Annotated in this window: 25 protein-coding genes and 1 tRNA gene; 24 read left to right on the forward strand and 2 right to left on the reverse strand. The window is 71.0% G+C overall.

Annotated features, from left to right (window positions below; genetic code table 11):
* Positions 1-8: 8 nt before the first annotated feature.
* The 24 genes from ACYQ8Q_RS22275 (at position 9) to ACYQ8Q_RS22390 (ending at position 19,056) form a co-directional block, all read left to right on the forward strand.
* Positions 9-188: a hypothetical protein gene (locus tag ACYQ8Q_RS22275; RefSeq protein WP_460067372.1), complete on the forward strand. Its 180-nt coding sequence runs from the start codon at positions 9-11 to the stop codon at positions 186-188.
* Positions 185-1,360 carry a phage portal protein gene (locus ACYQ8Q_RS22280; RefSeq protein WP_460067374.1) on the forward strand — a complete coding sequence of 392 codons (1,176 nt, stop codon included), beginning with the start codon at positions 185-187 and terminating at the stop codon, positions 1,358-1,360. Before ACYQ8Q_RS22275 ends, ACYQ8Q_RS22280 begins: the two co-directional genes overlap by 4 nt.
* Positions 1,357-2,163: an HK97 family phage prohead protease gene (locus tag ACYQ8Q_RS22285; protein ID WP_460067377.1), complete on the forward strand. Its 807-nt coding sequence runs from the start codon at positions 1,357-1,359 to the stop codon at positions 2,161-2,163. The genes ACYQ8Q_RS22280 and ACYQ8Q_RS22285 overlap by 4 nt, the downstream gene beginning before the upstream one ends.
* Positions 2,164-2,305: 142 nt before the next feature.
* Positions 2,306-3,727 (forward strand): phage major capsid protein, encoded by a 1,422-nt coding sequence (locus tag ACYQ8Q_RS22290; protein ID WP_460067379.1) that lies wholly within the window; start codon positions 2,306-2,308, stop codon positions 3,725-3,727.
* Positions 3,728-3,805: 78 nt separating this feature from the next.
* Positions 3,806-4,192 (forward strand): hypothetical protein, encoded by a 387-nt coding sequence (locus ACYQ8Q_RS22295; RefSeq protein ID WP_460067380.1) that lies wholly within the window; start codon positions 3,806-3,808, stop codon positions 4,190-4,192.
* Positions 4,193-4,201: 9 nt separating this feature from the next.
* On the forward strand, positions 4,202-4,465 hold the full coding sequence (locus ACYQ8Q_RS22300) for a hypothetical protein (protein ID WP_460067381.1): 264 nt from the start codon (positions 4,202-4,204) through the stop codon (positions 4,463-4,465).
* 6 nt (positions 4,466-4,471) lie between these two features.
* A complete protein-coding gene (locus ACYQ8Q_RS22305) occupies positions 4,472-5,065 on the forward strand; it encodes a phage gp6-like head-tail connector protein (RefSeq protein ID WP_460067382.1) in 594 nt (197 codons plus the stop codon).
* 8 nt (positions 5,066-5,073) lie between these two features.
* The gene (locus ACYQ8Q_RS22310) at positions 5,074-5,520 is read left to right on the forward strand and encodes a hypothetical protein (RefSeq protein ID WP_460067385.1); all 447 of its coding nucleotides are present in this window, start codon (positions 5,074-5,076) and stop codon (positions 5,518-5,520) included.
* A gap of 1 nt (position 5,521) precedes the next feature.
* A complete protein-coding gene (locus ACYQ8Q_RS22315) occupies positions 5,522-5,743 on the forward strand; it encodes a hypothetical protein (protein ID WP_460067386.1) in 222 nt (73 codons plus the stop codon).
* On the forward strand, positions 5,740-6,483 hold the full coding sequence (locus tag ACYQ8Q_RS22320) for a hypothetical protein (protein ID WP_460067388.1): 744 nt from the start codon (positions 5,740-5,742) through the stop codon (positions 6,481-6,483). Before ACYQ8Q_RS22315 ends, ACYQ8Q_RS22320 begins: the two co-directional genes overlap by 4 nt.
* A gap of 69 nt (positions 6,484-6,552) precedes the next feature.
* Complete coding sequence (locus ACYQ8Q_RS22325) at positions 6,553-6,963, forward strand: phage tail tube protein (RefSeq protein WP_460067390.1); 411 nt, start codon at positions 6,553-6,555, stop codon at positions 6,961-6,963.
* The gene (locus tag ACYQ8Q_RS22330) at positions 6,963-7,475 is read left to right on the forward strand and encodes a hypothetical protein (protein ID WP_460067393.1); all 513 of its coding nucleotides are present in this window, start codon (positions 6,963-6,965) and stop codon (positions 7,473-7,475) included. Before ACYQ8Q_RS22325 ends, ACYQ8Q_RS22330 begins: the two co-directional genes overlap by 1 nt.
* A 7-nt stretch (positions 7,476-7,482) precedes the next feature.
* Positions 7,483-7,893: a hypothetical protein gene (locus ACYQ8Q_RS22335; RefSeq protein ID WP_460067396.1), complete on the forward strand. Its 411-nt coding sequence runs from the start codon at positions 7,483-7,485 to the stop codon at positions 7,891-7,893.
* Positions 7,894-8,072: 179 nt separating this feature from the next.
* Positions 8,073-11,000, forward strand: coding sequence for a phage tail tape measure protein (locus ACYQ8Q_RS22340; protein WP_460067399.1), 2,928 nt, complete (start codon positions 8,073-8,075; stop codon positions 10,998-11,000).
* Between the two features lie 19 nt (positions 11,001-11,019).
* Positions 11,020-14,229: a hypothetical protein gene (locus tag ACYQ8Q_RS22345; protein ID WP_460067401.1), complete on the forward strand. Its 3,210-nt coding sequence runs from the start codon at positions 11,020-11,022 to the stop codon at positions 14,227-14,229.
* Positions 14,230-14,237: 8 nt separating this feature from the next.
* The gene (locus ACYQ8Q_RS22350) at positions 14,238-14,753 is read left to right on the forward strand and encodes a hypothetical protein (RefSeq protein WP_460067403.1); all 516 of its coding nucleotides are present in this window, start codon (positions 14,238-14,240) and stop codon (positions 14,751-14,753) included.
* 8 nt (positions 14,754-14,761) lie between these two features.
* Complete coding sequence (locus ACYQ8Q_RS22355; RefSeq protein WP_460067404.1) at positions 14,762-14,983, forward strand: hypothetical protein; 222 nt, start codon at positions 14,762-14,764, stop codon at positions 14,981-14,983.
* A 154-nt stretch (positions 14,984-15,137) separates the two neighbouring features.
* Positions 15,138-15,395 carry a hypothetical protein gene (locus ACYQ8Q_RS22360; protein WP_460067406.1) on the forward strand — a complete coding sequence of 86 codons (258 nt, stop codon included), beginning with the start codon at positions 15,138-15,140 and terminating at the stop codon, positions 15,393-15,395.
* Positions 15,392-16,165, forward strand: a complete 774-nt coding sequence (locus ACYQ8Q_RS22365) for a peptidoglycan-binding protein (protein ID WP_460067408.1) — start codon at positions 15,392-15,394, stop codon at positions 16,163-16,165. The genes ACYQ8Q_RS22360 and ACYQ8Q_RS22365 overlap by 4 nt, the downstream gene beginning before the upstream one ends.
* Positions 16,166-16,174: 9 nt before the next feature.
* Positions 16,175-16,738 (forward strand): 3'-5' exoribonuclease domain-containing protein, encoded by a 564-nt coding sequence (locus tag ACYQ8Q_RS22370; RefSeq protein ID WP_460067409.1) that lies wholly within the window; start codon positions 16,175-16,177, stop codon positions 16,736-16,738.
* Positions 16,735-16,959, forward strand: coding sequence for a hypothetical protein (locus ACYQ8Q_RS22375; RefSeq protein WP_460067411.1), 225 nt, complete (start codon positions 16,735-16,737; stop codon positions 16,957-16,959). Before ACYQ8Q_RS22370 ends, ACYQ8Q_RS22375 begins: the two co-directional genes overlap by 4 nt.
* The gene (locus tag ACYQ8Q_RS22380) at positions 16,956-17,249 is read left to right on the forward strand and encodes a hypothetical protein (protein ID WP_460067412.1); all 294 of its coding nucleotides are present in this window, start codon (positions 16,956-16,958) and stop codon (positions 17,247-17,249) included. Before ACYQ8Q_RS22375 ends, ACYQ8Q_RS22380 begins: the two co-directional genes overlap by 4 nt.
* Positions 17,250-17,376: 127 nt before the next feature.
* Entirely contained in the window at positions 17,377-18,627 is a 1,251-nt protein-coding gene (locus tag ACYQ8Q_RS22385) for a helix-turn-helix domain-containing protein (RefSeq protein ID WP_460067414.1), read from the forward strand.
* Between the two features lie 90 nt (positions 18,628-18,717).
* Positions 18,718-19,056, forward strand: a complete 339-nt coding sequence (locus ACYQ8Q_RS22390; protein ID WP_460067416.1) for a hypothetical protein — start codon at positions 18,718-18,720, stop codon at positions 19,054-19,056.
* Positions 19,057-19,336: 280 nt separating this feature from the next.
* Here ACYQ8Q_RS22390 and ACYQ8Q_RS22395 read toward each other — a convergent pair whose 3' ends face one another.
* Positions 19,337-19,624, reverse strand: a complete 288-nt coding sequence (locus ACYQ8Q_RS22395) for a helix-turn-helix transcriptional regulator (protein WP_460067418.1) — start codon at positions 19,622-19,624, stop codon at positions 19,337-19,339.
* 262 nt (positions 19,625-19,886) lie between these two features.
* Positions 19,887-19,959, reverse strand: a tRNA-Lys gene (locus tag ACYQ8Q_RS22400).
* Positions 19,960-20,046 lie beyond the last annotated feature (87 nt).

Genomic DNA, 20,046 nt, shown 5'->3' on the forward strand with positions numbered 1-20,046 from the left:
GGGGCGTAGTGCGCGAGCGGATGACGACAGCTCTCGACACCGTCGGCCTGCTGCTCGTCGCGGCCGGCGCGGGCGCCGGGGTGTACCGGTGGCTGGGGTGGGCGGCGCTCGCCGTCAGCGGTGTGGTGGTCCTCTCCGGTTCCTGGCTCGCTGCCGGGGCCGGCCGGACGAAGGGCGGTAGGACGTGAGCCTGTTCCGCCGCCGCGACTTCGCGGGCCAGACCGCCGACCAGCTGATCCCGCCACGGCCCGGCTCGTCGGGCGGGGCCGTGGCCATCACGAACGACACAGCCCTCCGGCACAGCGCGGTGTGGGCGTGCCTGCGGCTGCGGGCGAACCTCATCTCGACGATGCCGGTGGACCTCTACCGCAAGGTCGACGGGATCCAGGTCGAGGTGCCCAAGCCAGCCGTCCTCGTCACCCCGGGCGGCGACGAGGTCGAGATGCCGGAGTGGATGTACTCCAGCCAGTTCGACCTCGACCGGGCCGGGAACACGGTCGGCCTGATCACCGCGCGGGACGGGCTGAACCTCCCGGCCCGTATCGAGCTGGTGCCTATCGGCGACGTCACGGTGCGGATGCGCAAGGGCCAGAAGAAGTACCGGATCGCGGGCACCGAGTACGACCCGAGCGAGGTGTGGCACGAGAAGCAGTACACGGTGCCCGGCCTGCCCGTGGGGCTGTCGCCGGTGGCGTACGCGGCATGGTCCATCAGCGAGTACCTGTCCATCCAGCAGTTCGCCATGGACTGGTTCCGCAACGGGGCCGTGCCCTCGGCGCATCTGAAGAACACCGCCAAGACGATCACCCAGGATGTGGCCGACGCGACCAAGCTCCGCTTCAAGGCCGCCGTCCAGGGCCGGGACCTGTTCGTCACCGGCAACGACTGGGACTACGAGATGATCCAGGCCGAGCAGGCGGGAGCCGACTGGATCGCCGCGAAGCAGTTCGGCATCGGGGACATCGCCCGGTTCTTCGACTGCCCGTCCGACCTGATCGACGCCTCGGTGTCGGGCAGCTCGGTGACCTACGCCAACATGACCCAGCGCAACCTTCAGTTCCTGGTCATGTCCCTCGGCCCCGCCGTGTCCCGCCGTGAGAACGCGCTGAGTCGCCTGTCGTCGCGGCCGCGGTTCGTGAAGCTCAACCGCAACGCGCTGCTGGCGATGGACCCGCAGGCCCAGGCCAGCGTCCTCAAGACGCGCATCGACTCCCGGACGCTGACGCCGTCCGAGGCCCGCGCCTTCTACGACCAGCCGCCGCTGACCGAGGAACAGAAGGCGGAGTTCGACCGGCTCTTCGGCAAGGGCGCCCAGGCGCAGCCCACCACCGCGACCCCGACTGGAGGCACCCCCTCATGACCGACATGGCGACCCTGCGGCAGCAGGCTGCCCAGGCCCGCGCCGGCGCGGCGGGCTCGACGGCGATGGCCGTCCCCCGGGACCGGCCCGAGTCACCCGAGCTGCGGTTCACCTCGCAGCTGCGGGCGAAGAAGATCGTGCGGGACGACATGGAGTGGTACCAGGTCGAGGGCTACGCGAGCGCCTTCGAGCAGGGCTACGAGATGTACGACTTCTACGGCCCGTACACCGAAATCGTCTCCCTGGGCGCGGCCGATGGCACTCTCGCCGCCGACCCCGAGGTCGTGTTCCGCTTCAACCACGCGGGCACGCCGATGGCCTCGACGCGCAACGGCCGGCTGACGCTGTGGGCGGACGAGCAGGGGCTGGGGCAGCGCGCGCTGCTGAACCCCAAGCGGGCCGATGTGCAGCTGCTCGTCCAGGCCATCGAGGATGCGGACGTGCGCGAGCAGTCGTTCATGTTCCGCATCACCTCGGGCCAGTGGTCCCCGGACTACACCGAGTACCGCATCAATAGCTTCGACCTGGAGCGCGGCGACGTCGGCCCCGTCACCTACGGCGCCAACCCGCACACCAGCATCGCCGCCCGCTCCGGCGAATTCCTCGACCTCATCCCCAACCTGCCGCCGCTGCTGGCCCGCGAGGCATACAGCCGCCTGGCCCAGCGATCCGACCTCACCATCCCCGCCGCCGTGCCCGTGCCGCAGATGCCGGCACCCGCACGTGCCGCGGCCCCGGCCGCCAGCGGGCGGTCGATCTCCATGCTCCGCACTCAGCTGCTCGTCGACTGCGACGAGGACTGAGCACACCAGACACAGCGCGCTGTCCGGGCAGACGCCCCCGGAAGCTCACCGCCCTGTGCCGCCCGGCAGATGACCCGGGTGGGCCGTGGCCCCGCTGTTGCTGCACCCACCCCTGCCCCATCTGCACGGAGGGAACTTCCCCATGCCCGGAACCATCGACGACCTGATCGCCTCGATCGAGGTCGAGCTGGAGGCCGCCCAGAAGCGGCTGAAGAAGTGCGGCGCCGAGGTCCAGCTGATCCTGGACAAGGCGCAGCAGGACGGCCGCTCCAACCTCTCCGCCGAGGAGGACGAGCGCGTCGCCGAGCTGTTCGCCGCGCGCGACCAGGCGAAGAACGACATCGCCGGCATCGAGAACAAGCTGGCCACCACGCAGCGACTCAAGACCGAGGAGCAGGAGCGGGAGGCGAAGCAGCGGGAGGTCCGGGCGACCGAGACCCGCAAGCCTTCGTACGACCAGGTCGCCCGCGTCGGCCAGGAGGAGCGGACCTACCGCAAGGACCAGGACCCGCTCGGCAAGGGCTTCCTGATGGACGTCTCCCGGCAGTTCCTGTTCCAGGACGTTGAGGCCTCACACCGGCTCGCCCAGCACATGCGTGAGGAGCGCGTCGAGCGGGCCGAGTACATGCAGCGTGCCGTCGGCACGGGCGCGTTCGCAGGCCTGACGGTGCCGCAGTACCTGACGGACCTGTACGCCCCGGCCACGGCGGCGCTGCGCCCGTTCGCGGACGTCTGCAACCGGCACCCGCTGCCGGAGGCGGGCATGTCCGTGAACATCTCCCGCGTCACCACGGCGTCCAGCGCCGCGGTGCAGGCGTCGGAGAACACCGCGGTGTCCGAGACGAACATGGACGACACGCTGCTCACAGTGAACGTGCAGACCGCGGCGGGCCAGCAGACCGTGTCCCGGCAGGCGATCGACCGCGGCACGGGCATCGAGGACGTCACGATGCAGGACCTGTTCAACCGGGTCGCCACCGTGCTCGACTCCACGCTGCTCAACCAGGCCACCAACGGTCTGACGAACGTGGCGAACGCCAATGCCTACACCGACGGCACCCCGACGGGCGCCGAGCTGTACCCGAAGATCCTCGGGGCGGCCGCGGGCGTCGAGGCGGCGCTGCTGGCGATGGGCCGCCCGAGCCACGCCGTGATGCACTCCCGGCGCTGGTACTGGCTGTCGTCCCAGATGTCCTCGACGTGGCCCCTGATCAACTGGTCGGGCCTGCCGGTGCAGGCGGGCGGCACGGCCAACCCGAACAGCTCCTACGCCTCCGGCCCGCGCGGTGTCCTGCCCTGCGGCCTGGAGGTCGTCGTCGACAACAACATCGCGACGAACCTCGGCGCGGGCACCAACGAGGACGAGATCTACGTGGTGCCGTCCTCGGAGTGCCACCTGTGGGAGGACCCGAACGCGCCGCTGTTCATCCGTGCCGAGCAGCCGGCCGCCGCCTCGCTGGGCGTCCTGCTGGTGGCGTACTCGTACTTCGCGTACACCTTCGGCCGCTACACCAACGGCACGCAGAAGGTCGGCGGCACGGGCCTGGTCACCCCGGCGTTCTGACCGTCCCTGACCGCGCGGCCCGGCCGACTCCCCGGGCCGCGCGGTCCACCACGGCACACGGGACGGGAGCCCCACACGATGTCCACTCTCCAGGCGCTCGGCGGCGACCGGCTGCCGAACTCTGTACGGCTGTCGTCGGCGCAGGCCGGGGACGGCGTCTCGACGAACGTCCTCGATCGCGGGGCGGCCGTCGAGCGGCCCGCGCTGCTGGCCATCACCACGGCGGTTGGTGCGACGCCGACATGCACGTACGCGATCGAGGGCAGCGCGGATGGCACCAACTGGTTTGCCGTCTCCTACGCAGCCCCGGCCACGCCCGACACCGGGGCGGTCGCCACGTTCGCCATCACCACGGCGGGCACCACGCTGAAGATCCTGCGGCCGGACCAGCCGTGGCGGTTCCTGCGGCTGACGTACTCCGCCAACACCAACGTCACGAACACCGCTGACGTGACCGTCTTCTGAGGAGGCCCCATGGCCAGCATCGACAACATGCTCGCCGCGCTCAAGCGGGAGCGCGCCGGATACGAGAGCCGCGGCCTGGACGACCGCGTCGCGCAGGTCGACGAGCAGATCGCCCTGCTGCGCGGCGACGACGAGCAGGACGGGCCGCAAGGCCGTACGGCTGCGCCGCAGCAGACCGCCGCCCAGGGCAAGCCCCCGGCGAAGAAGACTGCCGCGAAGAAGACCGCGGCCCCGGCCTCGCCCGAGCCGCCGTCCGCGCCGCCGACGGAGTGACGCCCGGTGGCCAACGAGTACGTCACCCTGTACGAGCTGAGGCGCCAGTTCGGCCTTGAGCCGGACGACGAGAGCCGGGACGCCGAGCTGGACCGGGTCCGCGCTTCGGCGTCCCGCAGCATCGACAAGGCCACCGGCCGCCGATTCTGGCTCGACGAGGCGCCCGTGCAGCGGACGTTCCGGCTGGCCGGGCGTGTGGTGTGCGAGGACGACGGAGACCTGCTGCTGGTCGACGACATCGGCGACGCCACTGGCCTGGTGGTGGAGACCGGAAGCGGCTCATCCTGGACGGCCATCACCGGATACGAGACCCAGCCGGACAACGCCCTCGCCGACGGCCGCCCCATCACCGGACTGCTGCGCTCCGGCAGCTGGGGGAGCACCACCACACGCGTGCGGGTCACCGCCCGCTTCGGCTGGCCCGCCGTGCCCGAGGACATCCACGAGGCCGCGCTGATCCAGGCGTCCCGCCTGTATAAGCGCAAGGACAGCCCGGAGGGGATCATCGGCTCGGCCGAGTGGGGCGTGCGCAACCTCTCCCGCCGCGACCCGGACGTGTGGGCGTTGATCGAACCGTTCATCCTGCCGGGCTTCGGATAGGGAGCAGCATGCAGATCTCCGCCGTGCGCGACGCGCTCGCCGACGCGGCCCGCGCGGTCGTCCTCCCGGACGGCCTGCCCAAGCTCACCGCGACCGGATACGTCCCGGACGCCGTGATCGCCCCGCACTTCTTCGTCGCCGAGTACGAGCAGGACTTCGACAAGGCCATGCGCCGGAGCCTGGACGAACTCGTCTTCACGACCCGCATCCTGGTCGGCCGCGCCGACGACAAGGCCGGACAGCAGCTGCTCGACCTGATGCTGTCCGGCTCCGGCCCGGCCTCGCTGAAGCAGACCATCGAGGCCGCGCGCGGGGAGCCCGGCGAGTACGCCCTGGGCGGCCTGGCCCACGACCTGCACGTGATGCGCGTGCAGGGCTACCGCTGGTACGACCACGCCGGCACCACCTACGTCGGCGCCGAACTGATGATCAAAGTCATCGGAGAAGGGAGCTGACATGCGCATCCGCATGCTGGTCCAGATGCCCGACGGGGCCACCCGCGACGGCGAGCCCTGGCCCGCCAAGGGAGAGGCGGCCGAGCTGCCGACGGCGGCCGCCGCGCACCTGGTCGCCTCCGGCGTCGCCGAGGAGGTCACCGACGAGGACGACGGCCAGGCCCCGGCCGAGCCGCGCACCCGCCGCCGCAAGTCGGCCGAGACCGAGGGCGAGGCGACGTGAGCAAGACCGTCCTGCTGAACGTCCGTACGTTCGCCGCCGGCGTCGACCTTACCGGCGCCTCGAACAAGATCGAGCTGTCCTCGGAGGTCGAGGACAAGGACTCGACGAACTACGCGTCCGGCGGATGGAAGGAGGTCCTCGGCGGCCTGGGCTCGGCGGAGCTGTCGGGCGAAGGACAGTGGGAGGCGGCCGACCCGTCCAAGGTCGACGACGCGTCATGGGCGCACATCGGCACCGTCATCCCCTGGTCCGTCAGCGCGAACAACGCCGCGAACGTGGGCGACCTGGCCTACCTGATGTCGGCGCTGCGCTCGGACTACGCCCTGTTCGACGCGGTCGGCGAGGTCGCCCCTTGGTCCGGCACGGCGAAGTCCGCCTCGCCTCTGGTGCGCGGGCAGTTCGCCCACCCGCCCGGTACCGCCCGCACCGCGACTGGTACCGGCACGGGCCTCCAGCTCGGCGCCGTCCCGTCCGGCAAGAAGCTGCACGCCGCGCTGCACGTCCTGTCCGTGGCCGGCACCAGCACGCCCACCATCACCGCGCGCGTCGAGTCCTCGGTGGACAACACCTTCGCCAGCCCGACGACTCGGCTCACCTTCGCCGCGGCGACGGCAGTCGGCGGGCAGATCCTGCGCACGAACGGGACCGCGATCACGGACACGTGGTGGCGGATCGCCTGGACGATCAGCGGCACCACGCCGTCGTTCCTGTTCGTCGGCTCGCTCGGCATCGGCGCGTAGCCACCCTCGTAACCCACTCCACCCCGGCCCGCACCGGGGCCGTAGTCACGCCCTGGAAGGGGGCCCGTCATGGCCAAGATGGTTCTGCTCGCCCAGTACCTGTCGATCAACGGCACGGTCCTGAGCTCCAACACGAAGAAGGCCGAGCTGTCGGTCGAGGTCGAGGACAAGGACGTCACGACCTACAGCTCCGCCGGATGGAAGGAAGTCCTCGGCGGACTCAAGAGCGCCGAGCTCGCGGTCGAGTTCCTCCAGGACTTCGCCGCCGCACAGCTCGACTCGATCATGTGGCCCCTGCTCGGGACGGTCGTGGCGTTCGAGGTGCGCGCCGACCAGGCCGCGGTCGGCACGTCCAACCCGAAATACACCGGGTCGATCCTGATCAAGGCGTGGAACCCCATCGAGGGCAGCGTGGGCGACGAGGCCACGGTGGGCGTGTCCTTCCCGACGTCGGGCGCCGTCACCCGCGCCACGGCCTGATGGCTGGCGGCGGCCCGCCGTTCTCCCTCGGCGTCGAAACGCACGAGGGCCTGGTCGCCCTCACCCGGGCGATCCGCGCCGAGGAGGACGGCAAGGCCCTGCGCAAGGAGCTCGCGGCGAACATGCGCGAGGCGCTCAAGCCGGGGGCCGCCGAGGCCAAGAGCAGCATCATGGCGATGTCCTCGGCGGGCCTGCCCACCGCGCCCGCCCTGCGCTCCAGCGTCGCCCGGAAGATCAGGCCAGAGGTCAAGCTCGGCGGGCGCTGGTCCGGCGCCCGGGTGAAGGCCTTCAAGACGAAGAACGTCCGCAACTTCCCCAACGCCCCACGCCGGCTGAACCGGGCGCGCGGTTGGAGGCACCCGGTGTTCGGCAACCGCGAGGTGTGGGTGCAGCAGCACGGCAAGGTCGACTGGTTCGACCGCAGCTTCCAGGGGCGTGAGGGCACGTACAAGGCCGCCGTCGAGGCGGCGATGGAGAACATGGCCCGGCGCATCGCCGCCCGGGCGGGATAGGAGCACGGTGTACCTGGTTTACAGCCCCGAGGGGCAGGCCGAGCCGACGCGCTGGAAGTACAACCCCCGCAAGATCATGTCGGCGGAACGGGAGTGGATCGAGCGGCGCACCGAACGCAACTGGTCCGACTTCACCAAGGACGTCGTCCAGGGCAACAGCCTGTGCCGGCGCGCGCTGCTGTTCGTCTTCCTCAAGCGGGACCACCCCACCGTTAAGTGGGACGACGTCGACTTCGCGTGGGACGAACTGAAGCTGGAGTACACCAAGGCCGAGCTGATCGAGATCCGCGCCACAGTCGCCGACTCGGCCACCGGCGAGGAGCGCGAGACGGTCCTGGCCAAGCTCGACGGCGAGATCGCCGAAGCCTACGAGGACCCCGAGGACGAGGGAAAAGCCCAGCTGCCCGTCGCCGACTGACGCGGCTGGGCGACGCCGCCCACCTGCTCGGCATGCGGCCACGGGACTGGGACGAATGCACGGTCGAGGAGACAGACCTGCTCCTCGACTGGCTCGACGCCTACGAGAAAGCACAGCGCGAGGCCGCTGAAGAACTGAACAGGGGCCGCTGAGCCCCCTACTCGCAGGGGGTGCTCGGCGTGAGCGATACGTCGCTGGTGTTCAACCTGGTCAGCCGCGACAACACCGAGCAGGGGCTGTCCTCCGCCCGGGAACGGTTCGACACGGCGGCCGCCGGCATCGGGGCGAGCGTCGCGGCGGCCCTCGGCGTCGGCGTCGCGGCGAGCCTGGACATGTCGGCGGCCAACGCCAAGCTCCAGGCCCAGCTCGGCGTGGGACCGCAGGAAGCGGCCGAGCTGGCGAAGGTGTCCGCCAGCGTCTACTCCAACGCCTGGGGCGACAGCGTCGAGACCGTGAACACGGCGATCCGGGGCGTCTACCAGAACATCGGCGACGTCTCGCAGGCCGAGGGCGGCCTCGAAGGGGTCACCACCAAGGCCATGGCGCTGGCCGACACCTTCGACCAGGAGGTCGGCCCGGTCACCGCAGCCGTCGGGCAGCTCATGCACACCGGACTCGCCTCCAGCGCCGAGGAAGCCTTCGACATCATCAGCCAGGGTTTCCAGACCTCGGCGAACAAGGCAGACGACTTCCTCGACACGCTCAACGAGTATTCGGTGCAGTTCGCCCGGGTCGGCCTCGACGGGCAGACTGCCGTCGGCCTGATCGACCAGGCCATCGACGCCGGCGCCCGCGACTCCGACCAGGTCGCCGACGCCCTCGGCCAGTTCGGCGAGCTCGCCATCGGCCAGAGCCAGGGCGTGAAGGACGCCTTCAAGTCCATCGGCGTGGACTCCGACATGGTCGCCGCCAAGCTGAAGAAGGGCGGCGCCGACGGCAAGGCGGCCCTGCAACTCACCCTCGACGCGCTGCGCGGCACGAAGGACGAGACGGTACGCCTCAACGCGGCCACCGCCCTGTTCGGTGACCCCGGCACCGTCATGGGCGACGCCCTGTTCGCCCTCAACCCGGCCTCCGCCGCCGCGGCTTCGGGCATGGACAAGGCGGGCGGTTCGACCGACAAGCTCGTCAAGACCATGGGCGGCAGCGCCGCCTCCGCGCTGGAGACCTTCAAGCGCAAGGCGATGATGCAGCTCACCGAGGTCACCGGCGGGTTCGTCCAGTTCGCCATGGACAACCAGGCCGTCTTCGAGCCGCTCGCCTACACCTTCGCGGGCCTGGCCGCCACGGTCCTCGTGGTCAAGGCCGCGATGACGACCTACGCCGCCGTGTCCACGGTGGTCACGGCCGCGCACACCGTGATGGCGTCCTCGACCTGGACGGTCATCGCCGGGTGGGTCCGGATGAACGCGGTCGGCCTGGCCGCCTACGTCCGTATCGGCGCCGGGGCGGTCGCCTCAGCCGCGACGACGGCGGCCGCGTGGACCGGCTCCGCGCTGCTGTCGATGGGCACCTGGGTGCTGGCCGTCCTGCGCGCCGGCGCGACCGCTGCTGTGCAGTTCGCGCTGATGGCCGCACGGGCCATCATCTGGGCGACGACCATGGCCGCTCAGTGGCTGATCGCGATGGGCCCCATCGGCTGGATCACCGCCGCCGTGATCGCGATCGTGGCCCTGATCGTCGCGAACTGGGACACGATCAAGAAGGCCACGCTCGCCGCCTGGAACTGGGTGGTGGCCAAGCTGGTGTGGGCCAAGGACTTCATGGTCAAGGCGTTCCTGAACTGGACGCTCATCGGCCTGATCATCAAGCACTGGAACTCGATCAAGTCGGCGACCATCAGCCGTGCCATGGCCATGGTGGCGTGGGTGCGAGGTCTGCCCAGCCGGATCTCCGCCGCGATGGGCAACCTCGGCAGCCTGCTGGTGTCCAAGGGCAAAGCAGTCGTCCAGGGCCTGTGGTCCGGGATCGTCAGCATGGGCGGATGGATCAAGTCCAAGCTGCTCGGCTGGGCCAAGTCGATGATTCCGGGCCCGATCGCCAAGGCCCTCGGCATCAACTCGCCGTCCAAGGTCACAGCCGCGCAGGGCCGGTGGATCGCCCGGGGTCTGATCGACGGCCTGACCGGCTCGTCGAAGCAGGTGAAGGCCGCCTCGACCAAGCTCGCCGACATCGTCCGCGACAGCCTGGCCACCGGGGGAAAGCGGTCCAAGGCACTGTCCAAGATCAGCACCGGGACCAGTTCCCTGGTGAAGCTGGCCAACCACGAGGCCGCCCTGGCCACCCGGCTGAAGACCGCGTCGAAGGGCCTGGCCGACCTGATCAAGCAGCGGGACAAGCTCGCCGCCGACGTGAAGAAGGGCGTCCTGGACGCCGCGAACATCACGTCGAACACGGACGGGGCGACCACCGCGCGCGGCATCCTGGAGGGCCTGAACCAGAAGCTCCTCGCCGCCCAGACGTTCGCCTCGAACCTGAGCAAGCTGCGCGCCAAGGGCGTCAGGAGCGACCTCATCGCGCAGATCGCGCAGGCCGGGGTCGAGGGCGGCAGCGCCGCAGCTATCGCGCTCGCCCAGGCCGACAAGGGCACCATCGCCCAGATCAACTCCAGCCAGTCCAAGCTCGTCACCGCCGCCGGGCAGGCCGGGAGCGTGGCGGGCAACGCCATGTACGGGGCCGGGCTTGACGCCGCGAACGGCCTGATCAAGGGCCTGCGCGCCAAGGAGAAGGCGATCGAGCAGCAGATGCTGCGCATCGCCAAGGGCATGTCGGCCGCCGTGAAGAAGGCCCTCGGCATCCGCTCCCCTTCGCGCCTGTTCGCCGACGAGGTCGGCGCGTTCATCCCGCCCGGCGTGGTGGCCGGCATCCAGCGGACCCAGCCCCAGCTGGACACCGCGCTGCGCACGCTCGTGCAGCCCGGGCTGGCTGCACCGCAACGGCCGCTCACCGCGACGGGCATGGCGCCGATGGTCGGCGCCCAGGCTGCCGCTCCCGGCCGCCTGATCATCGACGTGCGCGGCGCCGACGAGGAATGGAAGCGGCTGTTCCGAAAGATGGTCCGGATCGACGGGCGGGGCTCCGCCCAGACCCTGCTCGGTAACGGCTGACCCAGAGAGGAGACACCCGGTGGCGTTCCCCCAGACCCCGCTCGACATCAAGGCCGAGCTGCGCATCGACGGGACATGGACGGACGTCACCGCCGACGTCTACACCCGCGACATCATGACCATCACCCGCGGGCAGCCCGACGAGGGCAGCCGCTCGGACCCGGGCAAGTGCACCCTCACCTTCAACAACGGCGCCTCCAAGGCGGCGCCCGGGATCTCCGGCCGGTACAGCGAGGGCAACCCGCTGTCCGACCTGTACGGGAAGATCGGCCGCAACACCCTGGTGCGGGTGCACGTGCCGAAGTCGACCGCGCACCTGGAGCTCGACGGCGACACGACCGGCTACGTCTCCACCCCGCACGCCGCCGCCCTCAACATCACCGGCGACATCGACGTGCGGGTCGAGTTCGACGCCGACATGACCGACACCGCCCGCAACCAGAACCTCATCGGCAAGTGGTCGACGACCAACACCGAGCGGGCCTGGTCCATCCGCTGGTACGTCGGACGGCTGGTGTTCGGCTGGCGCGACGCGTCGGCCGCCTCGGTGGAGGCCTCGATCAGCGCGGCCCTGTACGGCGGGGCCGCGCTGCGCGTGACCCTCGACGTCGACGACGGCGCCGGCGGCCTGGCCGTGCGCTTCTACCAGGCCGACTCCATCAGCGGCCCGTGGACCCAGATCGGCAACACCGTCACCGGCGGCTTCACCACCGCGATCCAGTCGACCACCACCAGCGACCTGCGGATCGGCCCGACCGACGCGACGACCACACCGCCGCGCGTGCCGTTCATCGGGACCGCGACCCGGGCGCAGGTGCGGTCCGGGATCGACGGGACCCTCGTCGCCGACCTCGACACCCGGGCGCTGGCCGACGGCGCCACCGGCACCACGGACAGCACGGGCCGGGTGTGGACGGTCAACGGCACGGCCAAGGTCCGCAAGCGGGCGGACCGGTTCGTCGGAGAGATCTCCTCCTGGCCGCCCCGGTGGGACGTCTCCGGCAAGGACCGGTGGGTGCCCGTCGAGGCGGCCGGGATCCTGCGCCGCTACGGCCGCCCGAACTCCCCGCTCGGCTCGACGCTGCGGCGCCGGATCCCGTCCGGGACTCCGGACGCGTACTGGCCGATGGAGGAGGGATCCGGGGCGACCCAGGCCTACAGCCCCATGGCCAGCGTCCGCGCGGCCGCCGTCAGCGGCATGTCGTTCGCGGGCATCGACACCCTGCCCGGCTCGTCCGCACTGCCCACCCTCGGCGCGGCCGCCACCCTCCAGGCCACCGTCCCGGCGGGCAGCGCCACCGGATGGCATGCCGAGTTCGTCTACTTCCTGGAGACGCTGCCCTCCACCCAGCAGCAGATCGCCCGCGTCAAGGTCTCCGGCGCGGGCATGGCGGCCGCCGTCGTCCTGGCCGGCACCGCCGGGATCCGCGTCGAGGTCCGCGACGCCGACGAGAACGTCACCGCGTTCTTCAACTTCAACGACGCCGACGCCCTGGCCGCGTTCACCGGGACCTGGAACCGCCTGCAGATCTACACCTCCGTCAACGGCGCCGACACCTACGTCCACGCCGGCTGGCGCAAGGTCGTCGAGAACGAATACTGGGTGGTGCGCACCATCTACACCGGCGTCCCCGGCCGGGCCGTCCAGGTCATCGGGTCCTGGGGCTCGGCCTATCAGGGCATGGGCGTCGGACACCTCGCCGTGTGGAACGGTGTCGCGGCCTCGCTCACCACGCCGTACCGGTCCTCGGTCACCACCTACGAGAGCGCGGACGACGGCTTCCAGCGGGAGTACGCCGGCGAGCGCGTCTACCGCCTGGGCAGCGAGGAGAACCTGCCCTTCTCCATCCGGGGCGTGGTCACCGACCAGCAGCGCCTGGGAGCACAGCGGCCCGGCCCGCTGCTCAACCTCCTCGAGGACGCCGCCGCCTCCGACATCGGCATCCTCATGGAGCACCGCACCCGGCCCGCGCTGCGGCTGCGGGGACGGGCCACCCTCTACAGCCAGACCCCGGCCCTGACCCTCAACTACGCCGCCAACCGCGAGGTCGCCCCGCCGCTGGAGCCCGCCACCGACGACGCCGAGATCACCAACGACGTCACCGTGGAACGCGCCGATGGCTCCTCCGGGCGCGCGGTCCTCTCCACCGGGACCCTGTCGGTGCAGAACCCGCCCAGCGGGGTGGGCCTGTACGAGTCCAGCGTCACCCGCTCGCTGGGCGACGACAGCCAGGCCCAGCCGCTCGCCGAGTGGCTGCTGCACCTGGGCACCATGGGCGGCTGGCCGACCCCGCGCTACCCGGTCGTGCACGTCGACCTCGCCGCCGCCCCGCACCTCATCGACGCCGTCCTCGCCGTCGACCAGGGCGACATGCTCCGCATCACCAACCCGCCCCGCGACGTCCCCCCGGGGAACATCGACCTGATCGTCCGCGGCTACAGCGAGAGCTTCGATCAGTACGCGTGGGACGTGTACTTCAACTGCGTCCCGGCCGTGCCGTGGCGGGTGGCCGCGGCCGCGCTCGTCGAGGACTTCGAGGACACGACCTACGTGGTCACCGCCGCCAACGGCGGCGCCGTCCCCTGGGCGCGCTCGCAGCTGCACTTCAACACCGGCGCCTGGTCCCTGCGGTCCGGGGCGATCACCAACAACCAGACCAGCGACTGGATCGTCAACGTCCCGCCCGGGGCGACCGAGATGCGGTTCTGGTACTGGACGTCTTCCGAGGCGGCCGGCTCCGGGTTCCTCGGCGACCGGCTCATCGTCCTGGCCGACGCGACCACCGTCCTCACCGCCCAGGGCACCACCGGGTGGACCCAGTTCATCACCGACGTCACCGGCAAGACCACGATCACTTTCCGCTACGCCAAGGACAACTCGGCGTCCAGCGGCGAGGACGCTGTCCACATCGACGACCTGTCCTTCGAGGGCGAGTCCCCGGTGCGGGTCGACACCGACGGCAGCCAGCTCGCCGCCGGCGCCACGTCGACGGCGACGAGCCTGTCCGTCGCCGTCACCGCCGGGAACCTGTGGGCCACGTCCGCCGCGTACCCGACCGAGTTCCCCTTCAACGTCCTGATCGGCGGCGAGGAGATGCGCGTGGACGCGATCACCGGGGCCAGCAGCCCGCAGACCTGGACGGTCGTGCGGTCCGTCAACGGCATCGTCAAGGCCCAGACCGCCAACACCGTCGTGCGCCTGGCCGAGAACCCCATCGGCGCCCTGTAGGAGGCAGCATGTCGCAGTACCCCGCCATCCCCGCAGGCGTCCGGCTCACCACCCTGCTCCTGTCGAGCATGCTGCCCCAGTTCATCCGCAAGCAGGGCGACACCAACCGCAACACCACGACCACCGTGACCGCGGACCCGGACCTCCAGATCGCGCTGGAGGCCAACGCCACCTACCGGGTGCGGATGCTAATCCACTACAGCGCGGGCAGCGCGGGCGGCTTCAAAACGCAGTGGTCCGTCCCCTCCGGCGCGACCGGACTGCGGTCCTGCTGGGGCGTCGGCACCTCGCCCACCTCGACGACCGACCCGCAGGGCGACGGCCGGTGGGGCATCCACGGGTTCACCACCGACACCAGCTACGGCACCCGCAACTCCACGAACCAGGTCCTGGCCGTCGAGGAGGGCGACATCACCACCACCAACGCCGGGACCCTCGCCCTGATGTGGGCCCAGACCGCCTCATCCGCCACCGACACCCGCGTCGCCGGCCGCTCGTACCTCGAGGTCCGCCGACTCGCCTAGGAGAGACCGTGCCCGAACTGCCCTACCCCTACTACCAGGTACAGGCCGACGGCCCCGACGAGACCGGCCTGCACCTCACCGTCAAGGTCGAGACCGGCGCCGGCGGTGCGCTCCCCAACATCAGCGAGGAGCAGCTGATCGCGCACCTGAAGGAGTACCTCGCAGGCGCGGACGGCAAGGTCGCCGTCCGCGCCTCCGCCTACGCCATACAGGTCACCGAGGACCTCTGACCGTTCCTGCCCCGCCCGCCCCGTGCCGCTGGCCGGGGCTTTCTTCATGCCTGGAGGCCACGTGCCGGGGCAGGACTGCCGCTGCGTGATCTGCGGCTGCTGTCGCCACGACCACGGCGGCTGGAACCACGAATGGAAGCCGAAGGAGATCACAATGCCCGTGCGCGCGAAGTTCCGCTGCCTCTTCGAGACCCACAAGAAGTGGGGGCCCGAGGACTCGCAGGTCCACCGCTCCTACGAATTCGCGGCCGTGTACGACCCGGCCGTCCCCGAGGACCAGCGCTACGCGAAGGCCTCGCCGACGGGCAGCCTCACGATCCAGGTGGACAACCCGGCCGTCACCTTCGAGCCGGGCAAGCAGTACTACCTGGACTTCACCCCGGTCGACGACGCGAACGGGGGCACCCAGTGAAGCTCGTCACCCGCGCCCAGCTCGGCTGGCCCGCCTCCGCCGCACCGATACAGACGTCCACCCTGGGCGTGAAGGTCCACTACGAGGGGACGCCGGTGAGCACCAAGCTGCTCACCGACCACGACGCCTGCATCGCCGAGTGGCGGGCCATCCGCGCCAGCCACCTCGCGAACACCAAGGAGAACTACTCCGACGTCGCGTACAACTACGCGGCCTGCCCGCACGGCTACCTCCTCGAGGGCCGCGGCATCGGCAAGCGCACCGGCGCCAACGGCAACCAGGACCTCAACCGCGCGCACTACGCCATCGTCGGCCTAGTCGGCGACGAGGGCCTGACCGAGCCCACGGACGCCATGCTCGGCGCGATCCGCGACGGCATCGAGCTGCTGCGCGAGCACGGTGCCGGGAACGAGGTCAAGGGCCACCGTGACGGCTACGCCACCTCGTGCCCGGGCGGTCCGCTGTACGCGTGGGTGCAGAAGGGCGCGCCCCGCCCGGGCGGCACGGTGGTCGAGACGCCGGCGCACCAGCCGTTCCCGGGCGCCGCGTGGTTCAGGAAGACCCCGCGCTCGGCGATCGTCACCGCGATGGGTAAGCGGCTGGTCGCGGTCGGCTGCTCGGCGTACGAGGACGGCCCTGGCCCGCAGTGGACCGAGGCCGACCGGAAGTCCTACGCGAAGTGGCAGCGGAAGCTCGGCTACACCGGCGCGGCCGCCGACGGCTGGCCGGGCGCGAAGTCCTGGGCGGCCCTGAAGGTCCCCCACGTCTGAGAGGCTCCCGTGACCGCGATCGACTATGACCTGGAGTTCCTGGAGGACGGCCGCACCATCGAACTGATCTCCATCGGCATGGTGTGCGACGACGGACGTGAGTACTACGCCGTCAACAGTGACATGCCAGTCGACAGGATCCTGAACCATCAGTGGCTGAAGGCCAACGTGTGGCCTCACCTGCCGCTTCGCGGCTACAAGCCGCCGCCGCAGATCAACGCACTCCAGCAGAGCGACGGCGCGCTGGACACGACGGACACGCGCGTGAAGCCGAAGTGGGTCATCGCCAACGAGGTCCGCGCCTTCCTCCAGGCCACACCGGACGTGGAGCTATGGGCGAACTACGGGGCCTACGACCACGTCGCCCTCGCTCAGCTCTGGGGCCCCATGGTCCGCCTCCCCGAGGGCGTCCCGATGTTCACCAACGACATCCAGCAGGAAGCCCGGCGACATGGCCTCCGCTGGGACGACCTGCCCGAGCAAGAGGACGGCGAGCACAACGCGCTCGCCGACGCTCGCCACAACCAGCTCGTCCGGCGATGGCTCGCCGGACAGGAAGCGAGACCATCATGAGCGACTCCGCCAAGCGCACCCTGCGCACCGTCCTCCAGACCGCGCTCGGCATCGCGGTCGTCCTGCCCGCGGTCGTCGGCGCCTCCGGCATCCCGGCCGCGCTGCCCTGGGTGGCCGGCGCCCTCGCTGTCGCGGGCGGCTTCGCCCGCGTCATGGCCGTCCCCGGCGTCCAGGCCCTCCTCCCGAACTGGCTGCGCACCGACGACCAGGCGGGTGGATGACCGAGGGAGCGACCGGCGTGGGATCGGTCGACGTAGCTGTCGCCTGGTCGGTGGCGATCGTGGCGATCGCCGGGCTTCTCGCTCTGGTGTGGCGGGTCCTGCGGGCCGTACTGCGGATCGCCGACCGGTTCGACGACGCGTGGGAGGACTGGTCGGGCGCCGAGGCCCGGCCCGGTGTCCCCGGCCGCCCAGGTGTGATGACCCGGCTCGGCCAGCACGACGAGCAACTGGAAGACCACGAGAAGCGGATCACCCGGGTCGAGACCCGAGCCGAAGGCGGCCCAGCCTGAACACCGCGGCCCCGCCCTCCCCATGTGGGAGGGCGGGGCCGCTTTCGTCATGTCCGAGGGCCCCGCACAAAAAGGGTCTCGCCCCCTACCCTGGCAGTGCGACCTGTTCAGAGTGGAGGGCGAGACCGTGCCATCTGATGCTACCCCGGACCCGTACGCCGAAGACGTGGCCTTCGGCCAGCGCATGCAGATCCTCCGTCAGCGCCGCGGCATGAGCCGCCCCGTCCTCGCTGGCTTCCTCGGCAAGTCCCCCTCGTGGGTGAAGCAGGTCGAGGGCGGCCAGATCCAGGTACCCAAGTTGCCCACCATCCTCCGCATCGCGGAGATCCTCCGCGTCCGCGACCTCGCCGACCTCACCGGCGACCAGTCCACCCACGTCGACCTCTTCATCGGGCCCGGCCACCCGCGCCTCGCCGCCGTGAAGGCCGCCATCGACGCCTTCCCGCTCTCCACCGACCGCCAGGCCCCGTCCGCGCAGCACCTGCGGCTCCGCCTGGACCGCGCGTGGGCGGCCCGGCACTCGGCGCCCAACCACCGGGAAGTCATCGGCGCCCTGCTTCCGGACCTGATCCGTGACGCGCAGCTCGCCGTGCGCCAGGCCGACGACGGGCGCACCCGGCGCGCGGCCCAGGCCGTCCTGTCCGAGGTGTACTCGCTGGCCCAGTTCTTCGTCGCCTACCAGCCGGACAGCGCCCTGCTGTGGCGGGTCGCCGAGCGCGGCATGGTCGCCGCCCAGGACTCCGAGGACCCGCACGCGATCGGCGTCGCCGCGTGGCTGACGACCCAGGCCCACCGCGACAGCGGGCCCAAGCACTTCGACGCCGCCGACTCGGTGACGCTGGAGGCGCTGCGCTACCTCGAACCGCAGCTGGCGGATGCGGAGGGCAAGGTGCTGGCGATCGCCGGGGCCCTCCAGTTCGAGGCCGGGTACACGGCCGCGCGCCGGGGCGAGACCGGCACGGCATGGGGGTGGTGGGACAAGGCCAGCAGGACCGCCACGAAGCTGCCTGCCGACTTCTACCACCCCGTCACCAGCTTCAGCCGCGCCATCATGGGCGCGCACGCGGTCACCGTCGCCGTCGAGCTCCACCAGGGCGGCGAGTCCGTACGCCAGGCCGCGCGCACCGACGAGACGGTCATCAAGTCCCGGCCGCGGCGGGCCCGGCACCGGATCGAGGAGGCCCGCGCTTACCAGCTGGACGGGCAGCCGGACGTCGCCCTGGCCACCCTGGACCGCGCGTTCGAGGCAGCCCCGGAAACGATCCGGTACAACGGCTACGCCCGGCGGATCGTGCTGGAGGAGTCGGAATCCAAGCAGCCGGACCGGCGCCGGCGCGCGTCGGACCTGGCAGTGAAGTTGGGCCTGCTGGCGGCCTGAGCGATGGGGCAGGATTCCTGCCCCATCCTTCGTTCCACAGCCCCTACGGTCACGTTGTGAGACGGATCACCGTGACCGTGGAGGCGTGAGATGGCACCCGACCCCGCCGTGAGCAGCGGCAAGCCCACGTATGAGGCGCTCGCTCTGCTGCCCCTCCCCGAGTCTCTGTCGGCCCCTCAGCGCGAGGGCTACGTCTGCGTCTGGGGCGGCGAGGCGCTCTCCACGAGTATGGCGGTCGATCTCGGCTCCAGGATGGTCGGCGACACCCGGGTGTTCCCGCGGGCCTGCCGCACGTGCGTCGGCCGTGCCGCCATGAGCGCCCTCTTCGACCACGCCTCCGGGCCGGACGCCTGCCCCGAGTGCAAGAGCACCCCGGACTGCGACACCGGCCGCGCACTGAACCGGCTGATCCGGGGGTACCTGCGATGACCACGATGAGCAGCGCGTACCGCCTACAGATGCCGCCTACGCCGCCGAAGCCTGTACCGGGGTGCGTCATCTGCGCGAACCTGGCGAGGAAGCGAGCCGAGGCCACCGCCGTCGGCGACTACTCGCGGGCATCCGACTGCAACGTCCGCATGCGCGGCCACACGCACCGCACTGCTCCGATACCCCACTGACCGGCCCGGCCTGCGCGTCCCCTGCGCGCGGCCCGGCCTCGGCCGCTGCGCCCCCGGGGAAAGGGGCCAGGCGGCCACTGGGCCCGCCGTCACGCGTTCCCCCCGAGCGCCGGCGGCGGGCCCTCTCGCCAGACCAGGTCCGACACCGTCACGCCGAGGGCGGCTGCGATGCGGATGAGTGTGTCCGTGGTGGGTGACTGCTGCCCCAGCTCGATGCGCACGACGCCAGCCCGGTCCAGGCCTGCGCGGAGAGCCACCTGTTCCTGCGTCAGGCCCGCCTGGACCCGAGACGTACGGATCGCGCGGCCGAGCACCGTCCGCTCAGCGAGGACCCAGGGCGGTTGTGGTGAGGCAGCTGGCACCCGGCTCACGCTCACAGCCTGTGATCATGTTGTCTGTAGCGGTAGCCCTACATTGAGGAGCGCTCCGGGAGAGGGGCGTCACAGACCCGCCGAGGCGTTGGGCGACGGCCCAGGAGAGGCGCCGAGGCGGGAGCCGGGCGGTCACCCCCGTGGGTGGCCGCCCGCGCTCATTCCCGTTGTCCTCTCGGGCCAGCGACGGGCCAGCCCGCGATCATGGAGGGGGCCCAAAACGGACGCGCCCCCAGCTCGAAGTACCTCTGAGCTGGGGGCGGTTCTGTAGGCCCTGTGGGACTCGAACCCACAACCAATGGATTAAAAGTCCACTGCTCTGCCAATTGAGCTAAGGGCCCAGGCGATGTTGCCTCCACGAGCATAGCCGGACCCGGCCGTGTCTCCGATCGGGTATCGGGGACACGGCCGCGCCGCGGGCCGGGAAC

The organism is Streptomyces sp. YKOK-I1 (assembly GCF_054660435.1).

Bases quoted from the DNA above. Each gene is read 5' to 3' on its own strand.
- ACYQ8Q_RS22285 (WP_460067377.1), top strand. From the start codon at position 1,357: ATGACCGACATGGCGACCCTGCGGCAGCAGGCTGCCCAGGCCCGCGCC.
- ACYQ8Q_RS22290 (WP_460067379.1), top strand. From the start codon at position 2,306: ATGCCCGGAACCATCGACGACCTGATCGCCTCGATCGAGGTCGAGCTG.
- ACYQ8Q_RS22295 (WP_460067380.1), top strand. From the start codon at position 3,806: ATGTCCACTCTCCAGGCGCTCGGCGGCGACCGGCTGCCGAACTCTGTA.
- ACYQ8Q_RS22300 (WP_460067381.1), top strand. From the start codon at position 4,202: ATGGCCAGCATCGACAACATGCTCGCCGCGCTCAAGCGGGAGCGCGCC.
- ACYQ8Q_RS22310 (WP_460067385.1), top strand. From the start codon at position 5,074: ATGCAGATCTCCGCCGTGCGCGACGCGCTCGCCGACGCGGCCCGCGCG.
- ACYQ8Q_RS22315 (WP_460067386.1), top strand. From the start codon at position 5,522: ATGCGCATCCGCATGCTGGTCCAGATGCCCGACGGGGCCACCCGCGAC.
- ACYQ8Q_RS22325 (WP_460067390.1), top strand. From the start codon at position 6,553: ATGGCCAAGATGGTTCTGCTCGCCCAGTACCTGTCGATCAACGGCACG.
- ACYQ8Q_RS22330 (WP_460067393.1), top strand. From the start codon at position 6,963: ATGGCTGGCGGCGGCCCGCCGTTCTCCCTCGGCGTCGAAACGCACGAG.
- ACYQ8Q_RS22350 (WP_460067403.1), top strand. From the start codon at position 14,238: ATGTCGCAGTACCCCGCCATCCCCGCAGGCGTCCGGCTCACCACCCTG.
- ACYQ8Q_RS22360 (WP_460067406.1), top strand. From the start codon at position 15,138: ATGCCCGTGCGCGCGAAGTTCCGCTGCCTCTTCGAGACCCACAAGAAG.
- ACYQ8Q_RS22375 (WP_460067411.1), top strand. From the start codon at position 16,735: ATGAGCGACTCCGCCAAGCGCACCCTGCGCACCGTCCTCCAGACCGCG.
- ACYQ8Q_RS22380 (WP_460067412.1), top strand. From the start codon at position 16,956: ATGACCGAGGGAGCGACCGGCGTGGGATCGGTCGACGTAGCTGTCGCC.
- ACYQ8Q_RS22390 (WP_460067416.1), top strand. From the start codon at position 18,718: ATGGCACCCGACCCCGCCGTGAGCAGCGGCAAGCCCACGTATGAGGCG.